The sequence below is a fragment of the Mesorhizobium sp. M1273 genome (assembly GCF_040318195.1).
Taxonomy (GTDB): domain Bacteria; phylum Pseudomonadota; class Alphaproteobacteria; order Rhizobiales; family Rhizobiaceae; genus Mesorhizobium.
Window position 1 is genome coordinate 19154 of record NZ_JAMYLV010000050.1, and the last position, 14816, is coordinate 33969.

15 protein-coding genes and 1 pseudogene are annotated in these 14816 nt (G+C 63.7%); 11 read left to right on the forward strand and 5 right to left on the reverse strand.

The features are described 5' to 3' along the window. Positions 1-15 precede the first annotated feature (15 nt). Positions 16-672: an O-methyltransferase gene (locus NKH30_RS30820; protein ID WP_352748847.1), complete on the reverse strand. Its 657-nt coding sequence runs from the start codon at positions 670-672 to the stop codon at positions 16-18. 93 nt (positions 673-765) lie between these two features. Between NKH30_RS30820 and NKH30_RS30825 the strand changes: the two genes are divergently transcribed. Then, entirely contained in the window at positions 766-1398 is a 633-nt protein-coding gene (locus tag NKH30_RS30825) for a TetR/AcrR family transcriptional regulator (protein WP_352454840.1), read from the forward strand. Between the two features lie 131 nt (positions 1399-1529). Here the strand turns inward: NKH30_RS30825 and xylA are convergent, their stop codons facing one another. Further along, positions 1530-2855, reverse strand: a complete 1326-nt coding sequence (gene xylA / locus NKH30_RS30830; protein ID WP_352782230.1) for a xylose isomerase — start codon at positions 2853-2855, stop codon at positions 1530-1532. Positions 2856-2966: 111 nt separating this feature from the next. On the opposite strand from xylA, the gene NKH30_RS30835 reads away from it, so the two are divergent. After that, on the forward strand, positions 2967-3329 hold the full coding sequence (locus NKH30_RS30835) for a nuclear transport factor 2 family protein (RefSeq protein WP_352997846.1): 363 nt from the start codon (positions 2967-2969) through the stop codon (positions 3327-3329). A 38-nt stretch (positions 3330-3367) separates the two neighbouring features. On the opposite strand, the gene xylB is transcribed toward NKH30_RS30835, so the two are convergent. The 3 genes and pseudogenes from xylB to NKH30_RS30850 all read right to left on the reverse strand — a co-directional run bounded on the left by xylB (position 3368) and on the right by NKH30_RS30850 (position 6971). Then, positions 3368-4822 carry a xylulokinase gene (xylB, locus tag NKH30_RS30840; RefSeq protein WP_352997854.1) on the reverse strand — a complete coding sequence of 485 codons (1455 nt, stop codon included), beginning with the start codon at positions 4820-4822 and terminating at the stop codon, positions 3368-3370. Positions 4823-5013: 191 nt separating this feature from the next. After that, positions 5014-6339: a tetratricopeptide repeat protein gene (locus tag NKH30_RS30845; RefSeq protein ID WP_352997847.1), complete on the reverse strand. Its 1326-nt coding sequence runs from the start codon at positions 6337-6339 to the stop codon at positions 5014-5016. Between the two features lie 9 nt (positions 6340-6348). Continuing rightward, positions 6349-6971, reverse strand: a pseudogene (locus tag NKH30_RS30850) (LysE family translocator). A gap of 188 nt (positions 6972-7159) precedes the next feature. Here NKH30_RS30850 and NKH30_RS30855 point away from each other — a divergent pair. The 9 genes from NKH30_RS30855 to NKH30_RS30895 all read left to right on the forward strand — a co-directional run bounded on the left by NKH30_RS30855 (position 7160) and on the right by NKH30_RS30895 (position 14557). Then, on the forward strand, positions 7160-7924 hold the full coding sequence (locus NKH30_RS30855; protein WP_352743868.1) for a L,D-transpeptidase: 765 nt from the start codon (positions 7160-7162) through the stop codon (positions 7922-7924). 95 nt (positions 7925-8019) lie between these two features. Next, positions 8020-9186 carry a diphosphate--fructose-6-phosphate 1-phosphotransferase gene (locus NKH30_RS30860; RefSeq protein WP_352997849.1) on the forward strand — a complete coding sequence of 389 codons (1167 nt, stop codon included), beginning with the start codon at positions 8020-8022 and terminating at the stop codon, positions 9184-9186. A gap of 16 nt (positions 9187-9202) precedes the next feature. Then, positions 9203-9928: an MBL fold metallo-hydrolase gene (locus NKH30_RS30865; protein ID WP_352454770.1), complete on the forward strand. Its 726-nt coding sequence runs from the start codon at positions 9203-9205 to the stop codon at positions 9926-9928. Positions 9929-10298: 370 nt separating this feature from the next. Then, complete coding sequence (locus NKH30_RS30870; RefSeq protein WP_352997851.1) at positions 10299-11837, forward strand: DegQ family serine endoprotease; 1539 nt, start codon at positions 10299-10301, stop codon at positions 11835-11837. A 133-nt stretch (positions 11838-11970) separates the two neighbouring features. Next, entirely contained in the window at positions 11971-12582 is a 612-nt protein-coding gene (locus tag NKH30_RS30875; protein WP_023680229.1) for a molybdopterin-dependent oxidoreductase, read from the forward strand. Beyond that, positions 12579-13325: an FAD-binding oxidoreductase gene (locus tag NKH30_RS30880; RefSeq protein ID WP_352997852.1), complete on the forward strand. Its 747-nt coding sequence runs from the start codon at positions 12579-12581 to the stop codon at positions 13323-13325. Before NKH30_RS30875 ends, NKH30_RS30880 begins: the two co-directional genes overlap by 4 nt. 443 nt (positions 13326-13768) lie before the next feature. After that, the gene (locus NKH30_RS30885) at positions 13769-13972 is read left to right on the forward strand and encodes a DUF680 domain-containing protein (RefSeq protein ID WP_352472527.1); all 204 of its coding nucleotides are present in this window, start codon (positions 13769-13771) and stop codon (positions 13970-13972) included. Positions 13973-14043: 71 nt separating this feature from the next. Further along, positions 14044-14250 (forward strand): DUF680 domain-containing protein, encoded by a 207-nt coding sequence (locus NKH30_RS30890; RefSeq protein ID WP_352769794.1) that lies wholly within the window; start codon positions 14044-14046, stop codon positions 14248-14250. 67 nt (positions 14251-14317) lie between these two features. Continuing rightward, positions 14318-14557 carry a DUF680 domain-containing protein gene (locus NKH30_RS30895; protein ID WP_352454766.1) on the forward strand — a complete coding sequence of 80 codons (240 nt, stop codon included), beginning with the start codon at positions 14318-14320 and terminating at the stop codon, positions 14555-14557. Positions 14558-14816 lie beyond the last annotated feature (259 nt).

Consider the following 14816-nt stretch of genomic DNA (forward strand, 5'->3'; position numbering starts at 1 on the left):
AGGTCAGGCAGTGCTTCAGCCAAGCCGCATCGACAGTTCAACATCCTCGCCGAACGGCGTGGACATGTAGCCACTCCCGGTCGAGCGCACCCGCTCGAGGTATTCGGGGCAAAGATCTGCGTTGTCGGCAACGACGAAGGCGCCCGGTCTGAGGCGGCTTTCAACCAGACTCAAGATCTCGGGATAGAGCGCTTTGGCGCCGTCGAGCAGAAGCAGGTCGACGCTTTCGGGAAGATCGACGCTTAATGTTTGCAGCGCGTCTCCTTCGCGGGTTTCCACCATGTCAATGAGACCGCCTGCTGTCAGATTACTCCTCGCGCGCGCGACCTTGGATGGCTCGAACTCGCTGGTGATCAGGCGGCCACCGCCATTGTCCCGCAAGGCTGCGGCAAGGTGCAGGGTCGAGATGCCGAACGAGGTTCCAAATTCGACGATCGTCCGTGCGCCGCTGCCTCGTGCCAGCATGTAGAGCAGCGTGCCGGTCTCTCGCGAAACGGGAAGCCAGAGATCCCTTAGCCGCCCATAGAAATCGAGGTATTCGGTCTTGCTTCGAACCAGCCGCATCCGCTCCTCGGCGGAGAGTTCCGCCACTGCAGGGCTTGTTGCCGCAGCGGCTTCCTCGAACAGGCGGTCCAGCAGGGGCGCGAGCGGCGTTGTCGTCAGTGTGGTCATATCGGTCTCCAGTCGGAATTGAATGCGTTCTTGTGCGACATTCAAAATACGACTAATCATTCGCATTCACTAATCGCATTGGCGCGGCTCTCAATGAGCGACAACCGAAGTCCGCGGATTTCCTCGCGAAAACAGCCGAAGCAGGCCCGCTCGGCGGAGCTCGTCGCTGCGATTTTGCAGGCTGCTGTTCAGGTTTTGGCGAGGGAAGGCGCGCAGCGCTTCACCACGGCGCGCGTGGCCGAGAAGGCCGGCGTCAGCGTCGGATCGCTGTATCAGTATTTTCCGAACAAGGCGGCGATCCTGTTCCGGCTCCAGAGCGACGAATGGCGGCAGACGACCAGTTTGCTGCGCGATATCCTCGAGGATATCAGGAAACCGCCGCTTGATCGGCTGCGCGACCTGGTCCACGCCTTCCTCCGCTCGGAGTGTGAGGAGGCTGCGGTGCGTGTGGCGCTCGACGACGCCGCCCCGCTTTACCGCGACGCGCCCGAGGCGCAGGCGGCGAGGGCGTCCGGAGACCGCACCATCCAGCTCTTCATGCAGGAGGCGTTGCCGAGCGCCGCGCAAGCGACTCGCGAATTGGCCGGCGACCTGGTCATGACGACGCTCAGCACGGTGGGGAAGCAGTTCTCGGAGACGCCTCGAACCCCCAAGGAGATTGAAGTCTACGCCAACGCCATGGCCGACATGTTTTGCGCCTACCTGAGAGGCCTCGATCACGGCTAAGGCGCGCCAGACCCGGTCAGCGAACAGGCCACGCGAGTTTCACACGGGGCAAAACCTTCGTCGGTTCAGCCCCGCAGAAAGCCGTCTTAGCCGGCGGCCGCTGAACAATGCGGCCGCGAACCGGGTACGCCTCAGACGTACCGGTTGACGATGTTTTCGAGCAATTCCTGGCGGCCGGATCTGGGCTGCGGCTCGATCTTCTCTTTGACGACGCGCTCGGCGATTTCCTCCAGCGTGCGCTTGCCGGCAAGCATCGCCTTGGCCTCGGCCGAATCCCAGCCGGCATAGCGCTCGGCGAGCGGGGCGGACAGCGCCTTGTCCTCGACCATGCGCGCTGCCGCCTTCAGGCCGCGAGCGCAGCAGTCCATGCCCCCGATATGGCCGATCAGCAGGTCCTGCGGATCGAGCGACTGGCGCCTGAGCTTGGCGTCGAAATTGGTGCCGCCGGTCTTGAAGCCGCCGGCCTGCAGCACCTGGTAGTAGGCCAGAGCCATCTCCGGCACATTGTTGGGGAACTGGTCGGTGTCCCAGCCCGACTGGTAGTCGTTGCGGTTCATGTCGATCGAGCCGAAAATGCCGAGCGCATTGGCCAGCGCCAGTTCATGTTCGAACGAATGGCCGGCCAGGATGGCGTGGCCCTGCTCGATGTTGAGCTTGACCTCGTTCTCCAGTCCGAAACGCTTGAGGAAGCCATAGACGGTGGCGACGTCGTAATCATACTGGTGCTTGGTCGGCTCCTGAGGCTTCGGCTCGATCAGGATGGTTCCTTCGAAGCCGATCCTGTGCTTGTAATCGACGACCAGGTTGAGGAAACGGCCGGCCTGTTCCTGCTCGCGGGCAAGGTCGGTGTTGAGCAGCGTCTCATAGCCCTCGCGGCCGCCCCACAGCACGTAGTTCTCGCCGTTCAGACGCTTGGTGACGTCGATGCAGTGTTTCACCGTCGCCGCCGAATAGGCAAAGACGTCCGGATCGGGATTGGTGGCGGCGCCCGACATGAAGCGGCGGTTGGAGAACAGGTTGGCCGTGCCCCACAGCAGCTTGACGCCGGTCTGCTTCATCTTTCCCGAGAAATAATCGGCGATCTCGTCGAGCCGCGCCGCACTTTCGGAAAAGTCCCGGCCCTCCGGCCGCACGTCGGCATCGTGGAAGCAGAAATAAGGCGCACCCAGCAGCGAAAACATCTCGAAGGCGACGTCGGCCTTGAGCTTGGCCAGCTCCATGGTGTCGGTACCGCCGGCCTTCGGAAACCATGGCCGGTCGAACGTCTGACCGCCGAACGGATCGCCGCCCGGCCAGGCGAAGGAATGCCAATAGGCGACGGCAAAGCGCAGATGGTCTTCCAGCCGCTTGCCGGCGACGATCTCGTCGGGATTGTAGAACCGATAGGCCAGCGGATTGGTCGAATCCGGTCCCTCGTATTTGATCTGTTGGATGTCGCCGAAAAAACCGCTGCTCATGTCTTTTTTCCTCTCGCATGGTTCGGCCTGATTACCTCAGGCGTAATTGGTTTCGCGCTGACGCTGGTCGAAAAGGCTCATGTCAAAGCCACCCAACGAAGGAGACAGACCATGACCGACCTCAACACCATTGCCGAAAACTACATCGCCGCCTGGAACGAGAGCGACGCCGCGCGCAGAAAAGCCTTGCTCGAGGCGACCTTTACCGAGGACGTCGGCTATCGCGATCCGATCATGCGGGGCGACGGCCATGACGGCATCGCGGCGCTGATCGACGGCGTGCAGCAGCGCTTTGCCGGCTTCAAGTTCTCGCTGAAAGGCAAGCCGGACGGCTTCGCCGATACCATCCGTTTCTCCTGGAACCTCGGGCCGGACGGCACCGAATCCGTCATCGAAGGCACCGATATCGGCGTCATCGAAAATGGCCGGCTGAAAAGCGTCACCGGCTTTCTCGACAAGGTGCCGGCACAGTGAGGCCTTCTCGGCAGGCCACGGCGAGGGCGGGAAACCGCTCACGCCGTGGCGCTCCTGATCGCCGGGTAAAGCTGGCGGTAGCGCTGATAGGCATCTGCATAGGCACCGCCGAGGGCGGCGACCGGCTCGACCGTGGCGTCGGTCGCCGGCGCCGTGCACACGGCGCGCGGATCGGCGCCTGTCGCCGCGATCAGGCCAAGCCGGGCCGCTCCGAAGGCGGCGCCGAAATCGCCGTCGGCTGGGATATCGACCGGCAGGCCAAGCGCTGTGGCGATGGCCTTCAGCCAGTAGCGCGAACGCGAGCCGCCGCCGATCGCCGTCACCCGGGTCAGCGTCGTACCGGCTTTGGCCAAGGCTTCGAGGCTGTCGCGGAAAGCGAAGGCGACGCCTTCGAGCACGGCCTGGGTCAGCGCCGCGCGGCCGGACTCGTGGGCAAGCCCGGTAAAGGCGCCCCGAATGACGGAATCATTGTGAGGCGTCCGCTCGCCTGACAGGTACGGCAGGAAGGAGACACCGCTCGGCGCCTGCAGCGCATCGCCGAGTTCGGCGGTCAACTCGCCGGCGCTTTTTCCAGCGATCCCCGACAGCCAGTTGAGCGAATCGGTTGCCGACAGGATGACGCCCATCTGGTGCCAGGTGCCGGGCAGTGCGTGGCAGAATGTGTGCACCGCGCTTTCCGGATTGGGCAGATACGACGCGTTGGCGGCAAAAAGCACGCCCGACGTGCCGAGCGAGACGAACGCCTGCCCGGCGCCGACCGTGCCCATGCCGCAGGCCGAGGCCGCGTTGTCGCCGGCCCCGCCGGCGATCGGGATGCCCGCCTGCATGCCCCATCTGGCGGCCAGTTCGGCGCGCAAGGCACCGGCCTTGGCCGTGCCTTCGACCAATGACGGCATCTGGCTTTCGTCGAGCGACGTGACCGCGAGCAGTTCGGAGGACCAGGCGCGTTTGCCGACATCGAGCCACGACGTGCCAGCCGAATCCGACATTTCCGAAATATGCTCGCCGGCGAGCCAGAGCCGCAAAAAGTCCTTCGGCAGCAGGACCTTTGCCACCTTGGCGAAAACAGCCGGTTCGTTGTTTTTCACCCAGGCCAGCTTCGGCGCGGTGAAACCGGGAAAGACGATGTTGCCGGTCAGCTTGCGAAAGCGCGGGTCGGCATCGAGCGCGGCCGCCTCGGCGTGGCTGCGTGTGTCGTTCCATAGAATGCAGGGGCGCAGCACCTGGTCGGCGGCATCGAGCAGAGTGGCGCCATGCATATGGCCGGAAAGGCCGATGCCTTTGACCGCCGCGAGTTCCTTCGCATGCATTGACCGCAGCTCGCCGACCGCCGCTTCGCAGGCGCGGATCCAGTCGGCCGGGTTCTGCTCGGACCAGCCGGGATGCGGGCGCGACACGTCGAGCGGCGCATGGCCGGAACCGACGATGCTCTGCCTTGCATCGATCAGCAGCGCCTTGACGCCCGACGTGCCGAGATCGAGGCCGAGATACATGTTTCCTCCCATGTCCGTCATGCCTGGCGGCGACGGTCTTTCTTGCTTCGCTGCCCAGTCCTGTGACACGGGCGGCGAAGATATCCCGGCAATCGTGCCGCCGGAAACGCACCCCGGTCAACACGCGAAGATTTTTTCGACGCTCGAAAAAATCTGGTCGGGGCAGTTTTTAAGGCAAGATGTGGCCGTGGTCAATTCGCCGCGAGAGCGGTTGCACGCCGTGAAAACAGTGCCGACAACGGGCTGTCCGGCCGTGCCAGCGCGCGTTCCGCCGCAAGCGCCCTCGCCATCGCGCCATCACCGGAACGCAATGCCGCTTCGATCAGCGTCAGGTCGATGACGTCGCGTTGTGCGTGGCTGCCGCCGAAGCGATGGGCGATTGCCCGGATCGGCCGGATCAGGCGTATCGTCCCGGCATAATTGCCCTCGCCGAATGCCTTGATGGCGAGCGTCAGGGGATGGCCGACATCCCTGGTGAAAGCAGCGTTGTCGTCCTTGCCGCGCATCGCCTCGCGCTGCGCCTCGAGCAAGTTGCGGGCCGGCGCTTCGAGGCCGGCACCGACAAACGCCATCATCGCGTGGGCGTCGTTGAAGGCATAGTGGCCGGCGCTGGCCATGGGCAACCAGTTGGCGGCGAGCGTCGCCCAGCGCTCGCCGACATCGACGCCACCGAGATGCAGCCGCCACAGGATCGCCGAGGCATCGACCATGTTGAGCGCCAGCGTCGAGCGCTCGCCATAGATCGGCCCGTCATAGAGCGCCAGCACCTCGTCGATTTCGCCGAGATCGTAGTGGAACAGCGCCAGGTGCCACCAATTGTGCACCTGCAGGAAACTTTCCCGCGTCCACGCTTCGGGATTGGCGCGCATCCACAGAATGCCGTCCTTTTGCCGGCTCTGCATCTCCATGACATGGGCCACCGCATGCTGGGCCCAGCCGTCGCGCGGCTCGAGATCGACCGCCGTGCGGCCAAGTTTTTCGGCGCGCGCGTAATCGCCCATTTCCTCCAGGCCAAAGGCCTGCATGCCGAGTATGGCGTGATAGCCCGGCATGTCGCTCTGCCAGGACGGCAGCGCGCGACCGATGCGGTCGCGCAGCATGCGCGCATTGCCGGTGAAGAAGTCGATCTGGTGGCCGGTCTGCAGCGCCAGCGCATCGAGCGGAAACTCGATGGCGATATCCTCCAGCACGCGGGCGGCCTCGTGCCAGCGTCCCTCCGCAAGGTGGCCAAGGGCGGCGACATGCGCCTGCTCGCGTGTTGTCGCGGCAAGCGGCAGCGCCGCCTCGTGACATGCCTTGGCCACCGCCGTCGCCTCACGCTCTGTGGCGAGGCCAAAGAGATAACCCTTGAACACATGCGCCATGACGAAGCCGGGATCTTCGGCGATTGCCCGGTCAACGGAACCGACCGGATCGCCGATGAAGCACTGCAATTCGCGAACAGCCCGGCTGTAGGACGAGAGCCCGGCCTCCGTCGCGCCAGACAGTGTCAGGCCGAATGCATCGCTCACCGCCATGGTCCGTCCTCAGTTGCCCGAGCGCATCGCCACTGTCGCGATGCCGGCGCCGACCAGCAGCGTGCCGCCGGTGCGGTTGAAGATGCGGATCGCCTTTGGGTTGTGCACCACGTTGCGCGCCCTTGCCGCGATCAGCGCATAACCGAAGGCATTGGCGAAGGCGAGCGCCAGGAAGGTCGTCTCGAAGATCAGCATTTGTGTCCAGAAATCCGCATACCGGTCGAGGACTGCGGCAGGAAGGCGACAAAAAAGGTGATGCTTTTCGGATTGAGCGCGGTAACCAGCCAGGCGTGCGCCGTCATTTTCGCCGATGACACCGCATCGGTGCGCGGCTCGGCCCGGAGCGCACCGCCGGCGCGAAACAGCTTGATGCCGAGATAGATCAGATAGCCGGCGCCGATCACCTTCAGCACGGTGAATACGGTGGCGGACGCCGCCAGCAGCGCGCCGATGCCCAGCATCGACAATGTCATCGCGGTGAAGTCGCCGAGCGCCACGCCGACTGCCATCGGCAGCGCGGTGCGCCAGCCCTGGCCGAGCGCATAGGACACCACCAGCAGGATGGTTGGACCTGGAATGACCAGAAGGACTGCCGAGGCAGCGGCAAAAGCGGCCCAGTTTTCGAAGGACATTTTCTTCTCCTTGAGCTCAAAGAAGAGGATAAATCCTTGGCCTCGCGCAGATGTAAAGAGGCAAAATCGAAAAAGCCCCCTCGTTAACGCCAGGCGGCCGGCCTTCACGCTTTTTCAACCATGATTGGCGAAAATGCCTGCTATACGGCCGGAGCGTGTTTCCCGCCGACAGCGTAGGGTTTGGGTAAATGCGTGAGTTGCCGCACGGTCTGTCGCTGCCGCATAATGGCGACGCAATCGAAACCGAAATACAGCTTTCCCGTCGCACGGTGCTGTCCGGCGCCGGTGCGCTGGCGCTGCTCGGCGTCGCCGGCTGCAGCCAGACGCTGGATCTGCCGTCGCTCCAGCTCGACGACGTCACCACCGGCTCGATCCGGCCCATCCGTCCGAGTATCAGCGTCGACAAGAACATTACCAGCCCCGACGTGATGTACGCTTCGCTCACCGACGGTGGCTTCAATGTGCCGGAAGTGCCCTACCTCAAGGTCAAGCCGGAGTTCCGCCGCCAGATCGTCGTCGATCCGACCGGCGAGCAACCCGGCACCATCGTCGTTCACTCGCAGGAACGGCTGCTCTATCTGGTGCAGCCCGGCGGCGAGGCGATCCGTTACGGCGTCGGCATCGGCAAGGACGGATTCCGCTGGTCCGGCCGCGCCAACATCCAGTACGGCAAGGAATGGCCGGTCTGGACCCCGCCGCCCGAGATGATCGCCCGCAGGCCGGAACTGGTGAAATGGCAAAGCGGACAGCCGGGCGGCCTCGACAATCCGCTCGGCGCGCGTGCCCTCTACATCTATCAGAACGGCAGCGACACCGGCTATCGCATCCACGGCTCGCCCGAATGGTGGAGCATCGGCCAGGCGATGTCGTCGGGCTGCGTGCGCCTGATCAACCAGGACATCATCGACCTCTACAGCCGCGTCTCCAAGAAAAACCCGGTCGTCGTCGTCTGAACGGCGGCTTCGCCTTCAGCGATCACTCTGCCGTTGCGCGATGCCGCAAGACAGGCGAATGTGCCTGCGATTTCATCGCCCGGGAGACGTGAACAATGGCCGGAACTTTTGTCATCGCGCAAGGCGGCGGCCCGACCGCCGTCATCAACCAGACCGTGGTGGGTGCTGCGCTCGAAATCCGCAAGCGGCATCCCGGCACCAAGGTGCTGGGATCCATCCACGGCGTGCGCGGCATTCGTGACGGCAATTACGTCGATCTTTCCGCCATCCCCGAGGATCGCCTGCGGCTGATCGCGGCGACACCGAGCGCCGCGCTTGGTTCGACGCGCGACAAGCCGGATGCCGCCTATTGCGACCTCATCCTCAACGGCTTGAAGAAAGCCGGTGCCGACGCCTTCATCTATATCGGCGGCAACGACACCTCGGGCACGCAGCAGATCCTCACCGACGCCGCCGGCGGCAAGATCGCCTTCGTGCATGCGCCGAAAACCATCGACAACGATCTCGAGGAGAACGATCACACGCCCGGCTTCATGTCGGCGGCCGAGTTCGTCGCTGGAGCATTCCTTTCGGTCGATCTCGATTTCCGCGCTCTGCCGGGCATCTATGTCGGCATTGTCATGGGGCGGCATGCCGGTTTCCTGACGGCCGCGTCCGCGGCCTGGCAGCTCGATCAGGACAGCGGCCCGCATCTCGTCTACGTGCCGGAGCGGCCGTTCTCGGCGGCCGGTTTCATCGACGACGTTCGTGCAACGCTCGACCGCCACAAGCGCTGCATCGTCGCCGTCTCCGAAGGCGTCAGCACCGCCGACGGCAAGGCGCTGGTCGAAAGCCTGGTGCCGCCGGAAAGGCTGGAGCGCGACCAGCACGGCAACGTCAAGCTGTCGGGCAGCGACCTGCCGGCAGCCTTGGAGCGCGCGCTCGCCGAAGGATTGCCGGGCAAGCGGGCGCGCGTCGATGCGCTCGGCTATATGCCGCGCGGCTATGTCGGCGCCATCAGCGCGGTGGACGCGCAGGAGGCCTTCGATGCCGGTGCCTTCGCGGTCACGGTGGCCGACGAGGGCGGCGGTTCGGTGGCGCTGCAATATGACGGCAACAAAACCGTGCTGAAGAAGGTGCCGCTGAAGAACGTCGCCGGCAAGACGCGCCATATGCCGGATGATTTCATGCTGCCGGACGTCAACCGGCTGTCCGATGCGGGGATGGCCTATCTGAAGCGGCTGGTCCCGCAAAAGTACAAGGTCGGCAAGCCGTTCGTCTGATGCCGGCCTTGATCTGATGGACAGCTGGTTCAGCAAAACCATCGTCAACGCCAATACGACGATGCTGACCGAGCCCTTCGTGCACGAATTCGTGCGCGCCAACATCTGGCATCTGCGCGGCCGCGATGTCGACCTGCTGGTCGACACCGGCATGGGGATCTGCCCGCTGGCGCCGCAGATCGACACGCCGTCCGGCAAGCCGCTGCTCGTCGTCGCCACGCATATCCATCTCGATCATGTCGGCTCGCTGCACGAGTTTCCGCTGCGGGCAGGGCCGCGCCACAGCGCCGCACAGTTCGACAGCATGGATGAAGCGGTGACCTACGCCTACATGTTCCATGATCTGGAAGGCGCCGTCTCCAGGCTGCCGGCAAAGGGCTGGAAGGCGGCCGATTACAGGATTCAGCCGGCGCCTCTGGCCCGGACCCTGGACGAGGGCGATAGGATCGACCTCGGCGACCGCCAATTCCGCGTCCTGCATCTGCCCGGCCACTCTCCGGATTCGATCGCGCTGTTCGACGAGGCTGACGGCCTGTTCTTCGCCGGCGACGCCATCTACGACGCCATGCTGATCGACGACCTGCCGGATTCGGATCGTGCCGCCTATCGCCGCACGATGCAGCGCCTGCTCGAGCTGCCGATCCGGATCGGCCATGGCGGCCATGGACCGAGCTTCGATGGCAGGCGGATGCGCGAGATCGCCACCACCTATCTCAGCCGGACCGACCGGAAAGGCGAATAGGAGGCCTCGGCTGAGGCGGCGCAAATCTGAGGCGATTTGTCTTGGGCAGCTATTTTGTTCTTGCTTTGTGCCGGCAGCTATGCTACTAATATCGGTATGGTGCTGATTCGCCCCAACCGACCCGCCCCTCCTGAGGCGGGTTTTGTATTTTCGGGTTTCGGCGGCAACGCCGCGAGGCGGTTGCCGGCTGGAAATTAAATCTTCGTAATATTATCTGGAAACCATAATCGGCGCCCTAGATGCGGGGCTGTCGATCCGGTCGGCTGCCGTGACAGGCGAGACAGGCAAGGCCGACGACCGACGCGCCGACGAATTGTTCCGGTGACGGAACGTTGCGGCGCTCCGCCAATCTCTCGCCCGGACAACGGCCATGTCACCAATCCACACCCTTCGCAGACATCGCGTCGCCGCTTTGCTGGGCGCCGCGCTGATCGTCAGCCCCTTCGCCCTGTCTTTCGCTCCCAGGCTGAATGATGTCCTGGCGGCAACAGTGACCCCACCTGTCACCGGCATGACGGCGCCCCGCGGCTCGTTCGCTCCGGTCGTGGCGGCCGACAAACCGGCAGTGGTGACCATCACGACGGTCATGAAAGTACAACAGCCGGACACGATGAGCGACGCCTCTCCCTTCGGCGGAAACTCGCCTTTCGACGATTATTTCCGCCGCTTCTTCGGTGACCAGGGACTGCCCGCCCCCAAGACACCGCCGGAACAGGCGCCCCGCACCGAGGCTCTCGGCTCAGGCTTCATTGTCGGCGCCGACGGCATGATCGTCACCAACAATCACGTCGTCGACGGCGCCCAGTCGGTCAAGGTGATGCTCGACGACGGCACCGAGCTTCCCGCCAAATTGATCGGCCATGACACGAAGAACGACCTTGCCGTGCTCAAGGTCAACGCCGGCAAGCCCTTGCCGACCGTCAAATGGGGCGATTCGGACAAGCTCATGCCGGGCGACCAGGTGCTCGCCTTCGGCAATCCTTTCGGCCTTGGCACCACGGTCACCGCCGGCATTGTCTCGGCGCGCGGCCGCGATCTGCACAGCGGCCCGTTTGACGACTTCATCCAGATCGACGCACCGATCAACCGGGGCAATTCCGGCGGCCCGCTGACGGATGTGTACGGCGATGTCGTCGGCATCAACACCGCGATCTTTTCGCCGAATGGCGGCAGCGTCGGCGTCGGCTTCGCCATCCCCTCGGACCAGGCGCAAAAGGTCGTCGCCAAGCTGATGAAGGGCGGCTCCATCCAGTACGGCTATCTCGGCGTCCAGATTCAGCCGGTGACGCCTGATGTGGCGAGCGCCATCGGCCTCGATCACCCTACCGGCGTGCTGGTCGCGCAGGTCAGCGACGGATCGCCGGCCGCCAAGGCCGGCATCGAGACCGGCGATGTCATTACCAGCTTCGCCGGCCAGGACATAAAGGATCCGAGGGATCTGTCGCGCGCCGTCGCTGACGTTGCGCCTGGCACGAGGGAAGCCCTCAATGTCTGGCGCAAGGGGAAAAGCCTGCAGATCTCCGTCGAGATCGGGCGCAACGAAGACGACACGGCGACGGGATCGGTGACCGGCGATTCAGGTCAGCCGTCGACGGGGCAGGGCCTTCGCGCACCGGCGCTCGGTCTCGGCCTGATGGACGTCACTCCGGATGTGCGCCAGGCAATGAACCTGCCGGAAAACCAGCACGGCGCACTGGTCGAGCGCGTCGACCCGAACAAGGCGGCGTCGGCTTCCGGCATCCAGCCCGGCGACATCATCGTCGGCGTCGACCAGACCCCGGTGAGGAGCGCCAGACAGGCAAATCAGGCGATTGTGCAGGCTGCCAAATCCGGCAAGAAATCGGTGCTGCTGCTTGTCGAGCGTGGCGACGCCCAGATGTTCGTGGCCGTCCCCTTCGCCAGCGGCTGAAGCGGGCGCCGCGCTGCCAAGATCAATGTAGAGCATTGCCGCCAGGCCGGAGCCAAGATTTCTGTTGCCCGCGCTCGCGTCTTCGAGAAAACTGACAAAGCTCGATTGGACCTTGCGCAAACGGATATTCTAGATGGTTACCCGAGGCTTCTCTTCCGGACGAAAGCCGCCGACGGATACGGATGCACGTATCCCGCCGGGGCAGTATCTCGAGCAAGGTTTCCCGGTCCTGTCGGCCGGCCCGACGCCGCATGTGCGCACCGAGGATTGGTCGTTCACGCTTAAGCACGGGCCGCGGCCGATCAAGAAGTGGAACTGGGCCGAGTTCAACGCGCTGCCCTTGACCAAGATGACGCGCGACATCCATTGCGTCACCGCATGGACCAAGTTCGACACGGCGTGGCAGGGCGTGCTCGTCGACGACATTCTTGCCGACGCCGGCATCGAGCCGCCCACCGCCTTCACGCTGGCGCTGGGTTTCGACGGCTATTCCACCAACGTGCCGACGAAGGATCTCACCGGCGGCAAGGCGATGGTGGCACTGCTTTACGAGGGCAAGCCGATCACTCCCGACCATGGCGGCCCGGCCCGGCTGCTCGTTCCGCATCTCTATTTCTGGAAATCGGCCAAATGGCTGAACGGGCTGCAGTTCACAGAGCGTGACGAGCCGGGTTTCTGGGAGTTGCGAGGCTATCACATCTATGGCGATCCGTGGCGCGAGCAGCGCTACACGAACGATCCATGAGCGACGCACCGGCGGCGCAGTCGCCCTGGCAGGCGGTCACCATCACCCGCATCCAAAAGCGCACGCCGCGCGTCACCAGCTTTTTCCTGCAGCCGTCGCGGCCCTTCGTCTATCGTGCCGGACAGCATGTCGATGTCAGGCTGACGGCGCCGGACGGCTATCAGGCGCGCCGCTCCTACTCCATCGCCTCGGCGCCGGAGACCGGCGAGACCATCGAGCTGGCGATTGAAAAACTCGAGGACGGCGAGGTCTCGCCGTTCTTTCACGAGATCGCGGCGGTGGGCGACGAGGTCGAATTGCGCGGGCCGCTCGGCGGCCATTTCGTCTGGTCCGACGGCGATGGCGGCCCGCTCCTGCTCGTCGGCGGTGGGTCGGGCGTGGTGCCGCTGATGTCGATGCTCCGTCACCGGGCGATGCGGGGATCGCTGGTCGCCACCGCCCTGGTGTTTTCGGCGCGGGTCTGGGACGAGGTGATCTTTCGCGACGAACTAATCGACCTCGCCGAGCGCAGGGATGGCTTCGACCTGGTGCTGACGCTGACGCGCGAGCCGGCCCGCCGTCCGGCGGATTATGCGCGGCGGGTCGACGCCGCGATGATGGTGCAAGCCATGACCAGGCTGCCGGCGCCGCCGAAGCTCGCCTTTGTCTGCGGCTCGAACGCATTCGTGACGGCCGCCGCCGAGGCACTGATCGATGCCGGGGTGCCTGCGGCACTAATCCGCACCGAACGTTACGGGGTCTGACCCGGTTCTGCTTGCCCGGTTGCTGCCTTCGTTGGGCGGCATAAGGCAGGCCAAAAGCAGCCGCAACGCCGACGCCGCATTCGGCCGAAATGGTTAACGATTCGACAAAGAACCTCGGCTGCGACTTTTATCGGTTTAAAAAATCGAACCGAACGGTTCGTTTCTGTTGACAATGCGTGCAGGACGCTGTGAACGCTGCCTCCCAAGTCATCTTGCAGCCAGACCGAGGCGATAGACTATCTGCTTGACATTAAACGATAAAAATGTGGCGAAGGGAATCTCTGGCACAATTTCAAGGTGTAGATTCTTGGTCCACACCAAAAAACTTCGTGATTGGAAACTGGCCATTGGCTTTCCCACATCGGGGCTGTCCGAACGACGCGAATTCCCCCCAAGGCACGCCGCTAGACGGACGGAAAACTAAGATACTGGAGTACTAAAAAATGAAAAAGATCGCTCTTGCCGCCGTCGCCGTTTTGGCCATCACCGGCAGCGCCTTCGCTGGCAGCGACAACTTTGGTTCCAAGGGTGCGAACCAGCCTGCCGCTGCGGTCGACAGCTCGTATACGGCTTCCATTCAGAAGCCGGCTCATGCTGACCAGCAGGCTGTCCAGGGCGCCGACCGTAACCTCTTCGGCAACAACTAACAGCCGATCCCAGCATCAGGGCGGGGGGCATATCCGCCGTCCGGGGATCTGAAAAATTCAGGAGTATTAAGATGAAAAAGATCGTTCTTGCTGCCGCCGCCGTTTTGGCCATCACCGGCAGCGCCTTCGCCGGCAGCGACAACTTTGGTTCCAACGGAGCCAACCCGCCTGCTGTCTCGGTCGACAGCTCCTACACGGCTTCCGTCAAGACGTCGAACCAGGCTGAAAAGCAGCCGGTTGTCCAGGGCGCCGACCGTAACCTCTTCGGCAACAACTAACAGCCGATCCCACCATCAAGGCGGCGGCATGCCCGCCGCTTGATTTCGAAAATCCAGGAGACCCAAAATGAAAAAGATTGTTCTTACTGCCGCCGCGCTCTTGATTGCCGCCGGCAGCGCTTATGCCCGCAACGACAATGTTGGCGGGACCGACATCAACAAGCAGTCGACCGTCAACGTCGACAAGACGCAGACGTATTCGGTGCGGGACAGCAACTCGCCGATCTACAAGCTGCTGAATTCGTCTGGCGATGTGCCCAAGTCCGCGCCTCAGGGCGCCGACCGCAACCTCTTCGGCAACAACTAGAGCAATTCCAGGAAAAGTGTGAAACGGTTTTCCCGGGAAAAGCGTGTAGCGCTTTCCCTTGGGAATTGCGTCAAAACAAGGAGATAGAGCGGTTCGGCGTTCCGTGAAACGATGAACCGCTCTATCGGCCGAACTGGAATTCCAGACAAGAGCGGCGGGCCCAGGCCCCCCCGCTTTTTGCATTGTTGGGGGGATAAATGCAGGGTGAATCCCCCCTTTGTTTTGGTTTAATGAGCGCGCAAAAGCGCCCCGGCGCGGG

Excerpts from the sequence above, each read along its gene's own strand:
- NKH30_RS30890 (WP_352769794.1), top strand. The coding sequence starts at position 14,044 with ATGAAAAAGATCGTTCTTGCTGCCGCCGCCGTTTTGGCCATCACCGGC.
- NKH30_RS30870 (WP_352997851.1), top strand. The coding sequence starts at position 10,299 with ATGTCACCAATCCACACCCTTCGCAGACATCGCGTCGCCGCTTTGCTG.
- xylB (WP_352997854.1), bottom strand. The coding sequence starts at position 4,822 with ATGTATCTCGGCCTCGATCTCGGCACGTCGGGCGTCAAGGCGCTGCTG.
- NKH30_RS30865 (WP_352454770.1), top strand. The coding sequence starts at position 9,203 with ATGGACAGCTGGTTCAGCAAAACCATCGTCAACGCCAATACGACGATG.
- NKH30_RS30845 (WP_352997847.1), bottom strand. The coding sequence starts at position 6,339 with ATGGCGGTGAGCGATGCATTCGGCCTGACACTGTCTGGCGCGACGGAG.
- NKH30_RS30880 (WP_352997852.1), top strand. The coding sequence starts at position 12,579 with ATGAGCGACGCACCGGCGGCGCAGTCGCCCTGGCAGGCGGTCACCATC.
- xylA (WP_352782230.1), bottom strand. The coding sequence starts at position 2,855 with ATGAGCAGCGGTTTTTTCGGCGACATCCAACAGATCAAATACGAGGGA.
- NKH30_RS30885 (WP_352472527.1), top strand. The coding sequence starts at position 13,769 with ATGAAAAAGATCGCTCTTGCCGCCGTCGCCGTTTTGGCCATCACCGGC.
- NKH30_RS30820 (WP_352748847.1), bottom strand. The coding sequence starts at position 672 with ATGACCACACTGACGACAACGCCGCTCGCGCCCCTGCTGGACCGCCTG.
- NKH30_RS30875 (WP_023680229.1), top strand. The coding sequence starts at position 11,971 with ATGGTTACCCGAGGCTTCTCTTCCGGACGAAAGCCGCCGACGGATACG.
- NKH30_RS30835 (WP_352997846.1), top strand. The coding sequence starts at position 2,967 with ATGACCGACCTCAACACCATTGCCGAAAACTACATCGCCGCCTGGAAC.
- NKH30_RS30860 (WP_352997849.1), top strand. The coding sequence starts at position 8,020 with ATGGCCGGAACTTTTGTCATCGCGCAAGGCGGCGGCCCGACCGCCGTC.
- NKH30_RS30825 (WP_352454840.1), top strand. The coding sequence starts at position 766 with ATGAGCGACAACCGAAGTCCGCGGATTTCCTCGCGAAAACAGCCGAAG.
- NKH30_RS30855 (WP_352743868.1), top strand. The coding sequence starts at position 7,160 with ATGCGTGAGTTGCCGCACGGTCTGTCGCTGCCGCATAATGGCGACGCA.
- NKH30_RS30895 (WP_352454766.1), top strand. The coding sequence starts at position 14,318 with ATGAAAAAGATTGTTCTTACTGCCGCCGCGCTCTTGATTGCCGCCGGC.